The sequence below is a fragment of the Saccharothrix longispora genome, from assembly GCF_030852425.1.
GTDB classification, from domain to species: Bacteria; Actinomycetota; Actinomycetes; order Mycobacteriales; family Pseudonocardiaceae; genus Actinosynnema; species Actinosynnema longispora.
Genome location: NZ_NSDM01000001.1, coordinates 254,684 through 269,816 on the forward strand (window position 1 = coordinate 254,684; position 15,133 = coordinate 269,816).

A 15,133-nucleotide genomic window follows, 5' to 3' on the forward strand; every position below is an offset into this window, starting at 1 on the left:
GTCGACCTCCCCCTACTTCTTTTCCGGCAGCGGCGGGAACTCCGCGTTGTCCGGCATCGCCGGAGCCGTCCACCCGCGCTCGGCGGCCAGGGCCGCGCCGCGCACCGTCTCCGGGGCGGCCGACGGGCCGTCCAGGTCCGCCTCCCGGCCCTCGAAGAAGCCGGCCAGCTGGAGCTCCGCCTGGCGGAAGTCGGTCAGCCGCGCGCCGCGCGTCGGGTGGGGCTTCTCCCCCGCCTGGAGGGACTTCACGAGCTCCAGCGCCTTCTCCGGCGTCTGGTTGTCGAAGTACTCGTAGTTCACCTGGAGCACCGGGCCGAGGTCGCACGCGGCGAGGCACTCGGCGTGCTCCAGGGTGATCGAGCCCGGCGCGCCCGGCTCGCCCGAGGTCTCCTCGTGGCCGAGCGGCCTGCCGTCCGACCCCAGGTGCTCGCGCAGCCCCGCGTAGATCGCGTCACCGCCGAGCGCGGCGCACAGGGTGTTCGTGCAGACGCTCACCAGGTGCTCGCCGCAGGGGCGGCGCTTGTACATGGTGTAGAACGTCGCGACCGCGCTGACCTCGGCGTTGGTGAGGTCCAGCTGGTGGGCGCAGAACGTGATGCCCGCCTGGCTGACGTACCCCTCGACCGACTGCACGAGGTGCAGCATCGGCAGCAGCGCCGAGCGGGCCACCGGGTAGCGGGCGATGATCGCCTGCGCCCTGGCCACCGTCCCCTCGTCGAACACGCTCGTGTCGAACGTGCCGGGGGTCGCGGTGGCCTGCGTCGCCACCGGGTCCAGCGGCGAGGCCGCGAGGACGTTCTCGGGAGTGCTCATCGGTCACAACCACCCATCACCGGGTCGATGGAGGCCACCGACGCGATGACGTCGGCGACCATGCTGCCCTCGCACATGGCGGGCATCGACTGGAGGTTCACGAAGCTGGGTTCGCGCACGTGCACGCGCATCGGCCGGGTGCCGCCGTCGGAGACGACGTGGTAGCCCAGCTCGCCGCGCGGCGACTCGATCGGCACGTACACCTGGCCGGCCGGCACCGCGAAGCCCTCGGTCACCAGCTTGAAGTGGTGGATCAGGGACTCCATGGACTGGCCCATGATCTTGCGGACGTGCTCCAGCGAGTTGCCCATGCCGTCGGCGGCGATGGTCAGCTGGGCGGGCCAGGCGACCTTGGCGTCCTCGACCATCACGGGACCGGCGACGAGGTTGTCCACGGCCTGGCGGATGATCCTGAGGGACTGGTGCATCTCCTCCAGGCGCAGCAGGTAGCGCGCGTAGGAGTCGGCCGCGGTCGACGTGGGCACGTCGAACTCGTAGTTCTCGTAGCCGCAGTAGGGCTCGACCTTGCGCAGGTCCCACGGCAGGCCCGCGGAGCGCAGGATCGGGCCGGTGATGCCGAGCGCGAGGCACGCGTCCACCGGCAGGTAGCCGACGTTCGCGAGCCGGTTGCGCCAGATCGGCTGGCCGGTGAGCAGCTTGTCGTAGTCGGGCAGCCGGGAGTCCATCACCGTGATGAAGTCCTTGATGCGCTGCTCCGCGCCCTCCGGCAGGTCCTGCGCGAGGCCGCCGGGGCGGATGAACGCGTGGTTCATGCGCAGGCCGGTGAGGAACTCCAGCAGGTGCAGGACCTCCTCGCGCTCGCGGAAGCCCGAGGTCATGCCGGTGAGCGCGCCCAGCTCCATGCCGCCGGTGGCCAGCGCCACCAGGTGCGAGGAGATGCGGTTCAGCTCCATCAGGATGACCCGGACCGTCTGCGCGCGCTGCGGCACCGTGATGCCGAGCAGCTTCTCGACCGCCATGCAGTACGCGGCCTCGTTGTGCAGCGGCGCCAGGTAGTCCATGCGCGTCACGAACGTGACGCCCTGGGTCCAGTTCCGGTACTCGAGGTTCTTCTCGATGCCGGTGTGCAGGTAGCCGACGACGCTGCGGGCCTGGGTGACGGTCTCGCCCTCCAGCTCCAGCACCAGGCGGAGCACGCCGTGCGTCGACGGGTGCTGCGGCCCCAGGTTCATGACGATGCGCTCGTCGCCCGCGGCCTCGGCCAGCACCTCGTCCCAGTCGCCGCCGGTCACCGTGTAGACGGTGCCCTCGGTGGTCTCCCGGGCGCCCGCGTAGGAGTCGGGGTTCGAGGTGGTGCGGTTGGCGTCGTACGAGTCGCTGTCACGGCCGGCCGCGCTGGTGTCGGTGCCCGTGGTCACGTCGGAAAGACGTTCGGTCATGAGTAGGACCGCCTCTGGTCTGGCGGGGGGATCTCCGCGCCCTTGTACTCCACCGGGATGCCGCCGAGCGGGTAGTCCTTGCGCTGCGGGTGGCCGTCCCAGTCGTCCGGCATGAGGATTCGGGTCAGGCCCGGGTGACCGTCGTAGACGATGCCGAACATGTCCCAGGTCTCGCGCTCCTGCCAGTCCGCCGTCGGGTACACCGACACCACGCTGGGGATGTGCGCGTCGTCCACGTCGACCGAGACCTCCAGCCGGATGCGCCGGCGGTAGGTCATCGAGGTCAGGTGGTAGACGGAGTGCAGCCGCTGCGCGACGTCCACGCCGTAGTCCACACCGGACACCGAGCTGCACAGCTCGAAGCGCAGCGCGGGGTCGTCGCGCAGGATGCGCGCCACCTCGACCAGGTTCTCCCGGCGCAGGTAGAAGGTGATCTCGCCGCGGTCGACGGTGATCTGCTGCACCGTGTCGGCCGGCAGGCCCTTCTCCCGGATCGCGGCGAGCAGCTCGTCGGCGACCTCGTCGAACCAGCCGCCGAAGGGTCGCTCGGACGGCGCGGCGACGTGGGCGGGCAGCCGCAGGCCGCCGAAGCCGGACGTGTCGCCGGAGTCGGAGATGTTGAACATGCCCCGGCGGGCGCGACCGGCCGCGACGCCGCCGCGCGCCTCGTACTCCTCGTGCTGGGCCTCGCTCATGCTCGACGAGCTGAGGGCCTCGTCGTTGCCCGGGGTGCCCGCGCCGGGGGTCTTGGCGACCTCGCCGGGGGTGTTCCGGTCTTCAGCGCTGTTCTCGTTCGGCATGCCGCTCACTTCTTCGCAAAGCGCTGGGACGACGGGATCAGCTCGGTCCGGTGGCCCTGCTCGGCGAGCAGCGCGGCACGGGTCGGGCCGAGCGGCTCGTCCATGATCTTCGCGTGGATCTTCAGGATGGCGTCGATCAGCATCTCCGGCCGCGGCGGGCAGCCGGGCAGGTACATGTCGACCGGCACGACGTGGTCCACGCCCTGCACGACCGCGTAGTTGTTGAACATGCCGCCGGAGGAGGCGCACACGCCCATCGCCAGGACCCAGCGCGGCTCGGGCATCTGGTCGTAGATCTGGCGCAGCACCGGGGCCATCTTGTTGGTGACCCGGCCCGCGACGATCATCAGGTCGGCCTGGCGCGGCGAGGCGCGGAAGACCTCCATGCCGAACCGGGCCAGGTCGTAGCGCGGGGCGCCGGTGGTCATCATCTCGATGGCGCAGCAGGCCAGGCCGAAGGTCGCGGGCCACAGCGAGGACTTGCGGGTCCAGTTGACCAACTTCTCGACGCTGGCCAGCATGATGCCGTTCGGGAGCTTCTCTTCGAGACCCATGGTCTTCCCCCTCAGTTCCAGTCGAGGCCGCCGCGACGCCAGACGTAGGCGTACGCGAAGCCGACCGTGGCGACGAACAGTGCGATCTCCACCAGGCCGAACAGGCCCAGCCGGTCCGCGGAGACCGCGAACGGGTAGAGGAAGACCATTTCGATGTCGAACAGGATGAACAGCATCGCCGTGAGGTAGTAGGCGACCGGCATGCGGCCACCGCCCACCACGGGTTGCGGCGACGGCTCGATGCCGCACTCGTAGGCGTCCAGCTTCGCGCGGTTGTACCGGCGGGGTCCGATGTACGGCGCTGCCGTCACCGAGAACAGCGCGAAGGCGCCGGCGAGGGCGAACATCAATACGAGGGGGAGGTAAGCGTCCAGCACTCTCCGTCGTCCTTTCCTCGCTGTCGCGGTGGTGGTGCACCGCTGACCGTTGCGCACCCTATGGGGTGTTCTTGCGCCCTCCGGCAGTTAGGCACGCCTAACAATCCGCAGGTCGCTTGTGAAACACTTCACAAGGCATCACAGCCGGTTGTGAACTGATTCACAAGACCTACGGGCCAGTGTAGAACGTCACAGAGAGGCGCGACACACGCCCCCCACACCCCTGCTGACCAGGGCATACCGGGGCCGGATCGACAGCCGGCGGGGCGGCCCGTGAACGAGGCCACACCGGATACGGAACAGCGCCGTCCCGGAGGACGGCGCTGGTCCGATCGGGTGAGAGCGATCAGGCCGTCGGGGCGACCTTCGTGGCGGCGGTGATGATGCGGTCGAACGCATCGCCGTCCTTGGGGTCGTACAGGCCGGCGAGCAGCTTCAGGACCAGCCTCATGAGGGTCTTGCGGGGCAGCCCGTACTTGGTCGCCGTGCGCATGATCGTGGGGTTGCCGATGAGCTTGCTGAAGACGTTGCCGAGGCGGTAGTAGCTGCCCAGGGCCTGTTCGATGCGCACCGGGTAGCCGTGCAGCGCGCGCTCGCGGCTCGCGCCCTGGCGGGCCAGGGCCTGCACGACGCTCTCGGCGGCGATCCGCGCCGACTCCATGGCGTAGCCGATGCCCTCGCCGTTGAACGGGTTCACCATGCCGCCGGCGTCACCCACCAGGAGCAACCCGTCCCGGTAGTGGGGCTTCCTGTTGAGACCCATCGGCAGGGCCGCGCCGCCGATCTTGCCGGTGGCGTTCTCCTCGCGGAAACCCCACTCCTCCGGGGTGCCGTCGAGCCAGCTCTTCAGCAACGCGCGGTAGTCGGTGGTGCCGTACGCCTTGGAGGTGCTGAGGATGCCGAGGCCGACGTTCACCGTGCCGTCGCCCATGCCGAAGATCCAGCCGTAGCCGGGCAGCAGCACGTCGTTCTGGCGGTCCCACAGCTCCAGGTGCGACTCCAGGTAGTCGTCCTTGGTGCGCGGGCTGGCGTAGTAGCGGCGGACCGCGACGCCCATGGGCTTGGCGTCGTCCTTCTGGATGCCGACGCTGAGCGCGAGGCGCGCGGACACGCCGTCGCAGGCCAGCACGAGGGGTGCGCGGTAGGTCACCGGCTCCTTGCCCGGCCCCTGCTTCGCCTCCACGCCGACCACGCGGCCGTTCTCCACGACCGCGCCGGTGACGGTGGTCTGCTGGTGCATCCGGGCGCCCGCCGCGACGGCGGTGTTCGCCAGCATCTCGTCGAAGTCCTGCCGCGGGCGCACCAGGCCGTAGGGCGGGAACGTGGCCAGCTCGGGCCAGTCCAGCTCCAGCGTCACGCCGCCGCCGACCACGCGCAGGCCGCGGTTGTGCAGCCAGCCCGCCTCTTCCCGGGTGTCGACGCCCAGGTCGATGAGCTGCTTCACCCCGCGCGGCGTGAGGCCGTCACCGCAGACCTTCTCGCGGGGGAAGGTGCTCTTCTCCAGCAGCACCACGTCCAGGCCGGCCCGTGCCAGGTAGGTGGCCGCGGTGGAACCCGCGGGCCCCGCCCCGACCACGATCACCTCGGCGTCCTCGCCTGCCTTGCGGCGGCTGGGAGTCGTCATCCCCGCTCCTTGTGCCCGTGTTCACAAAGTCCACCCCGAGTCTACTGACCTCCCCCTGAGACCCCCGCGAGTCGTAAGTCCACGCCGCGCGAGTCGTCACTTCGCGCCGCGCGAGTCGTGACTTCGCGCACCCTGAGTCCTTCACTCGTGAGTGAAGGACTCAGGGGTCCCGAACGTACGACTCGCGCGGCGCGAAGTGACGACTCGCGCGGTGTGGGATTACGACTCGCGGGTCAGGCGGGTTTGGTGGCTCGGTGGAGGGCGACCATGCCGCCGGTGAGGTTCATCCAGGCCACGTCCTCCCAGCCGGCGCGGGCGACGACCTCGCCCAGCGCGCGCTGGTCGGGCCACGTGCGCATGGACTCGGCGAGGTACTTGTAGGCGTCCGGGTTGGACGAGACGAACTTCGCGATGAGCGGCAGGACCTTGAGCAGGTGGCGCATGTAGACGTACCGGAACGGCCGGAACGTGGGCGTCGACACCTCGCACACCACCAGTCGGCCGCCGGGCCGCACCACGCGCGCCATCTCGCGCAGCGCCGCCTCGGTGTCGTTGAAGTTGCGCAGGCCGAAGCTGACCGTCACCGCGTCGAACGCGCCGTCCGCGAACGGCAGGTGCAGGGCGTCCGCGGCCACCTTGGGCACGTCCCGGTGCCGCCCGCCCAGCAGCATGCCGACCGAGAAGTCCGCCGCCACGCACCACGCGCCCGAGGCCGCGTACTCCACGGTGGACACCGCCGTGCCCGCCGCGAGGTCCAGCACCCGCTCGCCGGGACGGGCGTCGAGCACGCGCCTGCTCCACTCGCGCCAGCGCCGGTCGAACCCCAGTGTCATGACGGAGTTCGTGCGGTCGTAGCCCTTCGCCACGCCGTCGAACATCTCGGCGACCTCGCGGGGGTTCTTGTCCAGACCTGCGCGCGACATGGGAGCAGACTAGGTGACGCGCAGAGCGTCCAGCATCCCGTCCACCGCCACCTGCCACGGGTACTCCTCGGCCCGCGCCCGCGCCGCGCTCCGGCGGGTCGGCTCCGGGTCGTCGAGCAGGTCGCTCACCGCCCCCGCGAACGCCGGCGCGTGGTCTGCCACCGCGGCGCCGCACCCCGGCCGCACGATCTCCCGCAGCGCCGACGAGGCCGAGACCACCACCGGCGTGCCGGAGGCGAGGGCTTCGAGCGCGGCCAGGCCGAACGTCTCGTGCGGCCCTGGCGCGAGGGACACGTCGGCGGTGGCCAGCAGGTCCGCGACGGCCGCGCGGTCGCCCAGGAACCCGAGGAACGTGACGGGCAGGCCCGCGGCCCGGCGTTCCAGCGCCTCCCGGCGCGGGCCGTCGCCGGCGATGACCAGGCGGACGCGGTGACCGGCGGCGTGCAGCTCGGCGGCGGTGTCGACGCTGCGCTCGACGTGCTTCTCCGGCGACAGCCGTCCGCAGTGCACGAGCAGCGCGTCCGCGCCCCGCGCGAGGTCCGCCCTGAGCGACCGGTCGCGCCGGGTCGGGGTGAACGTGCGCAGGTCCACGCCGAGCGGCACGCGCACGACGTTGCGCGCGCCGATCCGGTCGAACTCCTCGCGGGCGAACTCCGTCGTGCACACCACCACGTCGTAGGAGGCGGCCATCCGGGCGTTGGCCGCGTCCGCGCCCCGCCGCGCCAGGCCGCCGGGCACCAGGAACTGCTCCAGCAGCCGGTCCAGCCGCTCGTGCGAGACGACCGCGCTGGGCACGCCCCGCTCCGCCGCCCACCGGCCCATGCCGCGCAGCGTGAGCCGGTCGGACACCTCCAGCCGGTCGGGCGCCACCCGGTCGAGGAGGGCGCGCACCCGCCACGGGTCCACCGCGCGGTAACCGCCGGTGCCGGGGATGCGCGGCGCGGGCAGCGTGACGCGCCGCACCCCGCCGGCCAGGCGTTCGTCGGCGTGCGCGGGCCCGGGGACGACGAGGACGACCTCGTGGCCGTGCGCGGCGTACCCGGCGCCCAGGTGGTGCAGGGCCGTGCGCAGGCCGCCGGACCGCGGGCCGTAGAAGTTGGCCAGTTGGACGATCCTCACGCCGCGCGCCGCTGCGGGAGGTCCAGCACGGCCGCGTAGTGGGCCAGCAGCTCGTCGCACACCGCGGTCCACGTCCGACCGCGCACCCAGCGCCGCGCCGCCTGCCCGTACTGCCGGCGGCGCAACGGGTCGCGCAGGTCCTCCACGGCGGCGCGCAGCCCGTCGTCGTCGCGGAACAGGTAGCCGGTGTTCGGCCGCACGAGGTCGCGCGGACCGCCCGCGTCCGGCGCCACCACCGGCACGCCGCTGGCCAGCGCCTCCTGCACGGCCTGGCAGAACGTCTCGTGCGGGCCCGTGTGCGCGAACACGTCGAGGCTCGCGTACGCGGTCGCCAGCTCCGTGCCGCCCCGGAAGCCCAGGAACGCCGCACCCGGCAGCTCGCGGCGCAGCCGCTCCTCCTCCGGCCCTTCGCCGACGACCACGAGCCGGACGCCCGGCAGGTCCCGCAGGGCCGTGAGCCGGTCCACCCGCTTCTCCGGCGACAGGCGGCCGACGTACCCGACCAGCAGCTCCCCGTCCGGGGCGAGCTCGCGGCGCAGCGCGTCGTCGCGGCGGCCCGGGTGGAACAGGTCGACGTCCACGCCCCGCCCCCACCGGTGCACGCGCGGCACTCCGTGCTCCTCCAACGCCCCCACCGCCCAGCTCGACGGCGCGAGCGTGCGGTCGGCCTGGGCGTGCAGCCGGCGCGTCCACCGCCACGCGGCGCGCGCCGTCAGCCCGAGGCCGTAGTGGCCGGCGAACCCGGCGACGTCCGTCTGGTAGACCGCGACCGTCGGCACGCCGAGCCTGCGCGCCGCCGACAGGCCTCGCGCGCCCAGCACGAACGGGCTGGCCAGGTGCACCACGTCCGGGCGGAAGTCGTGCAGGGCGGTCAGCACCCGGCGCGTCGGCACGCCCACCGGCAGCGAGCTGAACCGCGGCAGGTCCACCGCCGGGACGCGCACGACCGGCGTGCCGTCGTGGTGCTCGTCGCCCGGACCGGGTGCGACGACCAGGGCCTGGTGACCGCGTGCCCGCAGGTGCTCCAGCACGCGCAGGACGGAGTTGGTGACCCCGTTGACGTGGGGCAGGAAGCTCTCGGTGACGATCGCTACGCGCACGCCGATCACCCTGGGCGGCGGAGGACACGACGGCGTGACACCTCGGCGAACGCCCGCGGAACTCCACGCGTCGGGGTTGACGTTGGCCCCGGCTTCACCTGGAGTACGCGCCGCGGTCACCCGTTGCGGTGACACTAGGTCGGCATGACCGTCTTGTCGTCCCGACCTGCCCAGCCCGTCGATCCCGGACTGGTGTCGATCGCGCTGGAGGTGGCGGGTCGCCTGGCCAACGACGCGTCCGACGTCATCATGGCGACGGCGGGGCGCGGTGCGCGGCCGGACGAGGACGCGTCGCCGTTCGACTGGGTGACCGACACCGACCGCACGCTGGAGCGCCACACCCGGCGCGTGCTCACGGCGGAGTTCCCCGACATCCCGGTGTTCTGCGAGGCCGCCGACACCGACGTCGCGGCGGACCTCCCGTTCCGGTGGGTCGTGGACCCGGTGGACGGCACGGCGAACTACGTGGCGGGTCTGCCGTGGTGCGCCTACAGCCTCGCCCTGGTGGACCGCTGGGGCCCGGTCGTGGGGGTGGTGGCCGACCCGTACCGGGCGCAGATCTACGCCGCCGCGCGGGGGCGCGGGATGAGGGCCAACGGCACGCCGGTGCGGCTGGGCGACCAGGCCGTCAGCACGATCGTGTGCACGGAGATGACGAGGACCGGCCCGTGGCCCGGGATGGGCGAGTTCATCTCGCGCGCGGCGGTCGCGGGCACCGGCGTGCGGGTGCTGGGCTCGAAGGCGCTGGCGGTGGCGCAGGTGGCCCTGGGGCACGCCGCGGCGGCGGTCCTGCACAGCTACCACGAGTGGGACGTGGCGGGCGCGGTGGCGCTGGCGGTCGAGTCGGGCGCCGTCGTGCTGGACCGGCGGGGCGAGGACGCGTCCCTGCCGGTGGACGGCCTGCTCGTCGCCGTGCCGGAGGTGGCGGAGGAGGTCCTGGGGTGGTGGCGGTCGTCGATGACCCGGTAGGCCGTTTGACGCAGAGCGCGCCTCTGCCTTGGTTGTCGCGTCGGGCCCAGTAGGGCCCGGAAGTGAACCCGGTTCACCGTCCGGACGGTCGGTTGCCGGGTTTCGCGCTGTTCGGGGCGATGTTCGCCCGCTGCACGCCCTCCAGCAGGCAGGCCACCCGACGCCGCCACTCGCCACCCGCGCCGTAGCACCAGGCGATCGCGTCGCTCGCCCACAGCATCGGGTCCTCGTGCGGGCGGAAGTGCTCGTGGTCGAGGTGGAAGATCTTCTTCTTCAGCACGGCCAAGGTGCGCCGGTCGAGGACGTCCTGGTGGGCGCAGCTCTCCAGGACCGGTCGCGCCGCGCTGATGTCGAGCACGTGCCGTCCGGCCGCCATGAGGCACGCCTGGCGGGCCACCTGGTCGTTCGGGTGCTCGCGTCGCTCTCCTTCCTTGAAGTGCAGGCGGCGCCGGCCGGGTTCCACCTTCGCGCGGAGGGCGGTCCGGATGCGGTCGAGGTCGCGCGGGAGGGCGATGACGACCGCGACCAGGCAGGTCGGGCCGCGGCGGGACCCGTCGAGGAATGCGTGCCACATGATCCGGCGGTTCCAACGGACCAGTGGCCACGTGCGATCGGTCTAACCATTCCCGAGGTGCGGCAGCTGTTGCTCCAGCACTTCGAGGTGCACGCGGGCCTCTTCGAGGGACGGCTGGTCGAACATCCGCAGTGCCACGCGGCCCACCTCGTCCTCGAACGCGGTGAAGTCGCGGACGGCGGCCGCGAGGCGTCGGGCCACCGGGTGGTCCTGGCCGCCGTCCAGCGCGCGGCCCAGGTGGGCCATGCGGCGGACGGCGGCGAGTTCCGCGTCGAACTGGGCGGCGATCCGCTCGAACCACTGGCGGGCCGGGGAGGGCGGGATGGTGTTCACGGCGGCGCGCACCCGGCTGACCGACAGCTCGCACCTCGCCACCATCGCCGACCAGCGGTCGTTCGGCGGCGGGGGCGGGGGCGGCGGGAGCTGCCGGGGCCGCGGCGGCGGGAGCGCTTGCCGCGGGCGGCGGACCGCGCCGACGACCAGGCCGATCAGCGTGCCCGGCACGCCGCCCATCACCACGCCCATCATCCCCGAGGCGATGAGGCTCGCCGCGACGTTCACGCCGGAGTCGACGTCGGACGTCGGGAGGGCGATGCCGAACATGAACAGGGCGGTCATCAGCACCGTGCCGATGAGCAGACCCCACAGCGCCGACCGTCCCATGTGCACCAATGTGCCAGATCAGGCGTCGAAATCGACCGTGATCGACGTGGTCCGCGCCTCGGACTGGCAGGTGAGCACGAATCCCGCCTCGACCTCGCGCGGTTCCAGGGCGTAGTTCCGGCGCATCTCCACCTCGCCCGACACGACCAGCGCCCGGCACGTCCCGCACACGCCGCCCTTGCAGGCGAACGGCAGGTCGGAGCGCACCCGCTGGGCCGCGTCGAGGATCGGGACGCCGGCGGGCAGCGGCACGTCGGTCGACCGGCCGTCCAGCACGACGGTGCACGTCGCGGCGGCCCGCACGGCGGCGTCGTCGGCGCGCAGCGGCGGCGGTGGCGGCTCGTCCACGTAGAACAGCTCGTGGTGCACGCGCCCGTCCGGGACGCCCAGCGAGGACAGCACCGACCGCGCGTCCGCCACCAGCCCGTACGGCCCGCACAGCCACCAGTCGTCCACGTCGGCCCACGGCACGACGGTCCCGAACAGCGCCCGCAGCTTCGCCGCGTCCAGCCGGCCGGAGAACAGCTCGACGTCCCTCGGTTCCCGCGACAGCACGTGCACCAGCTGGAACCGGGCCGGGTACCGGTCCTTCAGGTCGGCCAGCTCGTCGCCGAACATGACCGTGTCGGCCCGCCGGTTGCCGTACAGCAGCGTCACGCGCGCCCCGGCCGCCAGCACGGACGCGGCGATCGACAGCGCGGGCGTGATGCCCGAGCCGGCGACGACCAGGCCGTGGTGGGCGCCCGCGGAGTCCCCGGGGATGACGTCCTCGGGGGTGAAGTTCCCGGCGGGCGGCAGCACCTCCAGCACGTCACCGGGCTGCACGCGGTCCACCAGCAGCGTCGAGAAGAGCCCGCCGTCGACCCGCCGCACACCGATGCGCAGCGGCGCCCCGACGGCCGCGCAGATCGAGTACGACCGGCGCTCGTCGCCGTTGCGCAGCGTCACGAACTGGCCCGCGCGGAACGCGAACAGGTCGGCCAGCGGGGCCGGCACGTCGAACGTCACGGCCACCGCGTCCGAGCAGAGCCGCTCGACCGAGGCCACGGTCAGCTTGTGGAACTCCGGCCGCGCCACTCAGATCTCCTTCACGTGCTCGAACGGCTCGGCGCAGTCCAGGCACCGCCGCAGCGCCTTGCACGCCGTGGACCCGAACCGGGACAGCTCGGACGTGCGGAACGACCCGCAGCGCGGGCACGCCACGCGGGCGGACGGCGGCACCAGGTTGAGCGGCACCGGTCCGGCGACCTTCGGCCCCAGCCGGGACGGCGGCGCGATGCCCGCCTCCCGCAGCTTGCGCAGCCCGTCCTCGCTGATCCAGTCGGTGGTCCACGCGGGCGACAGCGAGGTCCGCACCTCCACCGCCGAGTACCCGGCCGCCAGCAGCGAACGCCGCAGGTCGGCACCCATCTCGTCGAGCGCGGGGCACCCCGAGTAGGTGGGGGTGATGGTCACCGAGACCCGGCCGCCCGGCGCCTCGGTCACGTCCCGCAGCACGCCCAGGTCGGCCAGCGTCAGCACCGGCAGCTCGGGGTCGCGCACCTGCGCCGCCACGTCGTACGCGGTGGTCACCGCGATCACCAGACCGCGCCGGGCAGCGACCGGTGCAGGTGCTGCATCTCGGCCAGCAGGTAGCCCATGGCCTCGGTGTGCACGCCGTCGCGCCCGGCCCGCCCGTTCACCCGCGCCGCGGGCACGTCCGCCGGCCGTTCCAGCCCGGCCGCCGGCAGGACGGCGTCCAGCACCCCGTCCACCTCGGCCCGCAGCTCGGACGGGTCGACCGCGACCCCCGGCAGCCGCAGCTCCACGGCGTGCGGCGCGAACAGCTCGTCGACGAACGGCCACACCCGCTCCAGGCCGGCCCGCATCCGCCGGTGGGACTCGTCGGTCCCGTCGCCGAGCCGCACGGTCCACTGCGCGGCGTGGTCGCGGTGGTAGGCCAGTTCCTTCAGGCCCTTCTCGGCGACGGCCGCCAGCACCGGGTCCGCGCTCCCCCGCAGCCGCGAGTACGACGCGACCTTCCACGAGGAGAACACCAGCAGCCGCGCGATCGTGGTCGCGAAGTCGCCGCCGGCGACCGGGCCGCACTCGATCTCGGCCAGGTGCACGTTGCGGAAGTCCCGCTCGTCGCGCAGGAACGCCAGCGCGTCCTCGTCCCGCCCCGCGCCCTCGACCTCGCCGGCCCGGGTGAGCAGCAGCCGGGCCTGGCCGAGCAGGTCGAGGGCGATGTTGGCGAGGGCGACGTCCTCCTCCAGCTCCGGCGCGCGCGAGGTCCACTCGGCCAGCCGCTGGGACAGCACGAGGGCGTCGTCGCCGAGCATCAGGCAGTACGCGGCCAGGTCGGCCCGGTCGACGCCCCCGGGCACCTCGCGGTCCACGCCGGCCAGCGCCTCGGAGAACCCGGTGCCGAACGCCCAGTGCGCGTCGTCCTCGCCCAGCAGGGACTCGTAAGCGTTGTCGAAGCTCATAGGTGCGGCACGTCCTCGGGGATCTCGTAGAACGTCGGGTGCCGGTACACCTTGTCGCCGCTGGGCTCGAAGAACGGGTCCTTCTCGTCCGGCGACGACGCGGTGATCGCCGCCGCGGGCACCACCCAGATGGACACGCCCTCGTTGCGGCGGGTGTAGACGTCGCGCGCGTTGCGGACGGCCATCTCGGCGTCCGGCGCGTGCAGCGAGCCCACGTGCACGTGGTTCAGCCCGCGCTTGCCGCGGACGAACACCTCCCACAGCGGCCACGACGAGCTGCTCATGCCACGTCCTCCCGGACAGCCCTCTTGGCCGCGTGGGCCTCGGCCGCCGCGCGCACCCACTCGCCGTCCTCGTGCGCCCGTCGCCGGTGCTCGACGCGCTGCTTGTTCGCCGGTCCGTTGCCGCCGACGACCTGCCAGAACTCGTCCCAGTCGGGCTGGCCGAAGTCGTGGTGGCCGCGCTCGGGGTTCCACTTCAGCTCGGGGTCGGGCAGCGTCACGCCGAGCTTCTCGGCCTGCGGCACGGTCATGTCGACGAACTTCTGCCGCAGCTCGTCGTTGGTGTTGCGCTTGATCCGCCACGCCATCGACCGCTCGGTGTTGGCGCTCTCCGCGTCCGGCGGGCCGAACATCATCAGCGACGGCCACCAGAACCGGTCGACCGACTCCTGGACCATGGCGCGCTGCGCGTCGGTGCCGCGCATCATCGTCATCAGCAGCTCGTAGCCCTGCCGCTGGTGGAAGGACTCCTCCTTGCAGATGCGGATCATCGCCCGCGCGTACGGCCCGTACGAGGTGCGGCACAGCGGCACCTGGTTGCAGATGGCGGCGCCGTCCACGAGCCACCCGATCACGCCGACGTCGGCGTAGGACAGCGTCGGGTAGTTGAAGATCGAGGAGTACTTCTGCCGGCCCGAGACCAGCTTCTCGGTCAGGTCGCCGCGGTCCGCGCCGAGCGTCTCGGTCGCCGCGTACAGGTAGAGGCCGTGCCCGGCCTCGTCCTGGACCTTGGCCAGCAGGATCGCCTTGCGGCGCAGCGAGGGCGCGCGGCTGATCCAGTTCCCCTCCGGCTGCATGCCGATGATCTCGGAGTGCGCGTGCTGCGCGATCTGCCGGATCAGCGTCTTGCGGTAGCCGTCGGGCATCCAGTCGCGTGGTTCGACGCGCTGACCGGCCGCGACGGTGCGCTCGAACTCCGCCTCCAGGTCCATGGAGGCGATGTTACACCTGAACGCGGTTTTTGAGGAGAACTGTCACAAACGCCGGCGCACCCACCAGACCAGCGGCAACAGCACCGCCCACACGGCGAGCAGGAACGTGCCGACGGGCAGCAGGGCGAGCACGGCGGTGCGGCCCGCGACCCGGGCCACCTCGGGGTCGGCCGTGTCGTACTCGATGCGCACCAGCTGGCCCGGCTCCAGGCCGTCGGGGTAGAGCAGGCCCTGCGACGGGCTGTGCACCGCGCCGTCCGGGGTCGCGAAGCGCACGACCGTGCGCTGGAAGGAGACGGAGACCACCTCGGCGGTGGCCTTGCCCAGCCGCTCCTCGATCATCAGGTCGTCGCGCCAGCACGCCGCGAGCAGGATCACCCCGATCAGCGTCACGACCGAGCCGAGCACCAGCAGTGCCCGGACGACCAGGAGCTTGACCTTCGGGCGAACGCCCGTCCGCACTGCGTCGTCCACCACACCTGAGGAGTCTAGGGCGGTGTGCGCACCGCATCTCAGGGGTGACTCCATACCCTCGT

The 15,133-nt window shown here is 72.5% G+C and carries 18 protein-coding genes; 1 reads left to right on the plus strand and 17 read right to left on the minus strand.

Going from position 1 to position 15,133, the window contains the following annotated elements:
- Positions 1 to 12: 12 nt before the first annotated feature.
- From nuoE to CKY47_RS01350, 9 genes are all read right to left on the minus strand, one after another.
- Positions 13 to 813, minus strand: a complete 801-nt coding sequence (gene nuoE / locus CKY47_RS01310) for an NADH-quinone oxidoreductase subunit NuoE (protein ID WP_306743717.1) — start codon at positions 811 to 813, stop codon at positions 13 to 15.
- Positions 810 to 2,213 carry an NADH-quinone oxidoreductase subunit D gene (locus CKY47_RS01315; RefSeq protein ID WP_306743718.1) on the minus strand — a complete coding sequence of 468 codons (1,404 nt, stop codon included), beginning with the start codon at positions 2,211 to 2,213 and terminating at the stop codon, positions 810 to 812. Before CKY47_RS01315 ends, nuoE begins: the two co-directional genes overlap by 4 nt.
- Entirely contained in the window at positions 2,210 to 2,908 is a 699-nt protein-coding gene (locus CKY47_RS01320) for an NADH-quinone oxidoreductase subunit C (RefSeq protein ID WP_306744520.1), read from the minus strand. The genes CKY47_RS01315 and CKY47_RS01320 overlap by 4 nt, the downstream gene beginning before the upstream one ends.
- 110 nt (positions 2,909 to 3,018) lie before the next feature.
- A complete protein-coding gene (locus CKY47_RS01325; RefSeq protein ID WP_306743719.1) occupies positions 3,019 to 3,567 on the minus strand; it encodes a NuoB/complex I 20 kDa subunit family protein in 549 nt (182 codons plus the stop codon).
- Positions 3,568 to 3,578: 11 nt separating this feature from the next.
- The gene (locus CKY47_RS01330) at positions 3,579 to 3,944 is read right to left on the minus strand and encodes an NADH-quinone oxidoreductase subunit A (protein ID WP_306743720.1); all 366 of its coding nucleotides are present in this window, start codon (positions 3,942 to 3,944) and stop codon (positions 3,579 to 3,581) included.
- 346 nt (positions 3,945 to 4,290) lie between these two features.
- Positions 4,291 to 5,568 (minus strand): geranylgeranyl reductase family protein, encoded by a 1,278-nt coding sequence (locus CKY47_RS01335; protein ID WP_306743721.1) that lies wholly within the window; start codon positions 5,566 to 5,568, stop codon positions 4,291 to 4,293.
- Between the two features lie 233 nt (positions 5,569 to 5,801).
- Positions 5,802 to 6,491 carry a demethylmenaquinone methyltransferase gene (locus CKY47_RS01340; RefSeq protein WP_306743722.1) on the minus strand — a complete coding sequence of 230 codons (690 nt, stop codon included), beginning with the start codon at positions 6,489 to 6,491 and terminating at the stop codon, positions 5,802 to 5,804.
- A 9-nt stretch (positions 6,492 to 6,500) separates the two neighbouring features.
- Entirely contained in the window at positions 6,501 to 7,610 is a 1,110-nt protein-coding gene (locus tag CKY47_RS01345) for a glycosyltransferase (RefSeq protein WP_306743723.1), read from the minus strand.
- Complete coding sequence (locus CKY47_RS01350) at positions 7,607 to 8,710, minus strand: glycosyltransferase family 4 protein (RefSeq protein WP_306743724.1); 1,104 nt, start codon at positions 8,708 to 8,710, stop codon at positions 7,607 to 7,609. Before CKY47_RS01350 ends, CKY47_RS01345 begins: the two co-directional genes overlap by 4 nt.
- 144 nt (positions 8,711 to 8,854) lie before the next feature.
- On the opposite strand from CKY47_RS01350, the gene CKY47_RS01355 reads away from it, so the two are divergent.
- Entirely contained in the window at positions 8,855 to 9,679 is an 825-nt protein-coding gene (locus tag CKY47_RS01355; protein ID WP_306743725.1) for an inositol monophosphatase family protein, read from the plus strand.
- 73 nt (positions 9,680 to 9,752) lie between these two features.
- On the opposite strand, the gene CKY47_RS01360 is transcribed toward CKY47_RS01355, so the two are convergent.
- From CKY47_RS01360 to CKY47_RS01395, 8 genes are read right to left on the minus strand one after another with little or no spacing between them, the layout of a single operon-like run.
- Positions 9,753 to 10,253 carry a hypothetical protein gene (locus CKY47_RS01360; protein WP_306743726.1) on the minus strand — a complete coding sequence of 167 codons (501 nt, stop codon included), beginning with the start codon at positions 10,251 to 10,253 and terminating at the stop codon, positions 9,753 to 9,755.
- A gap of 42 nt (positions 10,254 to 10,295) precedes the next feature.
- Positions 10,296 to 10,916, minus strand: coding sequence for a hypothetical protein (locus tag CKY47_RS01365; protein WP_306743727.1), 621 nt, complete (start codon positions 10,914 to 10,916; stop codon positions 10,296 to 10,298).
- Positions 10,917 to 10,934: 18 nt separating this feature from the next.
- Positions 10,935 to 11,993 carry a 1,2-phenylacetyl-CoA epoxidase subunit PaaE gene (gene paaE, locus CKY47_RS01370; RefSeq protein ID WP_306743729.1) on the minus strand — a complete coding sequence of 353 codons (1,059 nt, stop codon included), beginning with the start codon at positions 11,991 to 11,993 and terminating at the stop codon, positions 10,935 to 10,937.
- On the minus strand, positions 11,994 to 12,488 hold the full coding sequence (gene paaD / locus CKY47_RS01375; RefSeq protein ID WP_306743731.1) for a 1,2-phenylacetyl-CoA epoxidase subunit PaaD: 495 nt from the start codon (positions 12,486 to 12,488) through the stop codon (positions 11,994 to 11,996).
- 5 nt (positions 12,489 to 12,493) lie between these two features.
- Entirely contained in the window at positions 12,494 to 13,384 is an 891-nt protein-coding gene (gene paaC / locus CKY47_RS01380) for a 1,2-phenylacetyl-CoA epoxidase subunit PaaC (RefSeq protein ID WP_306743732.1), read from the minus strand.
- Positions 13,381 to 13,668 (minus strand): 1,2-phenylacetyl-CoA epoxidase subunit PaaB, encoded by a 288-nt coding sequence (gene paaB, locus CKY47_RS01385; protein WP_306743733.1) that lies wholly within the window; start codon positions 13,666 to 13,668, stop codon positions 13,381 to 13,383. The genes paaC and paaB overlap by 4 nt, the downstream gene beginning before the upstream one ends.
- Complete coding sequence (gene paaA, locus CKY47_RS01390) at positions 13,665 to 14,597, minus strand: 1,2-phenylacetyl-CoA epoxidase subunit PaaA (RefSeq protein WP_306743734.1); 933 nt, start codon at positions 14,595 to 14,597, stop codon at positions 13,665 to 13,667. Before paaA ends, paaB begins: the two co-directional genes overlap by 4 nt.
- 42 nt (positions 14,598 to 14,639) lie before the next feature.
- Positions 14,640 to 15,125, minus strand: a complete 486-nt coding sequence (locus CKY47_RS01395; RefSeq protein WP_306743735.1) for a DUF3592 domain-containing protein — start codon at positions 15,123 to 15,125, stop codon at positions 14,640 to 14,642.
- Positions 15,126 to 15,133: the final 8 nt, after the last annotated feature.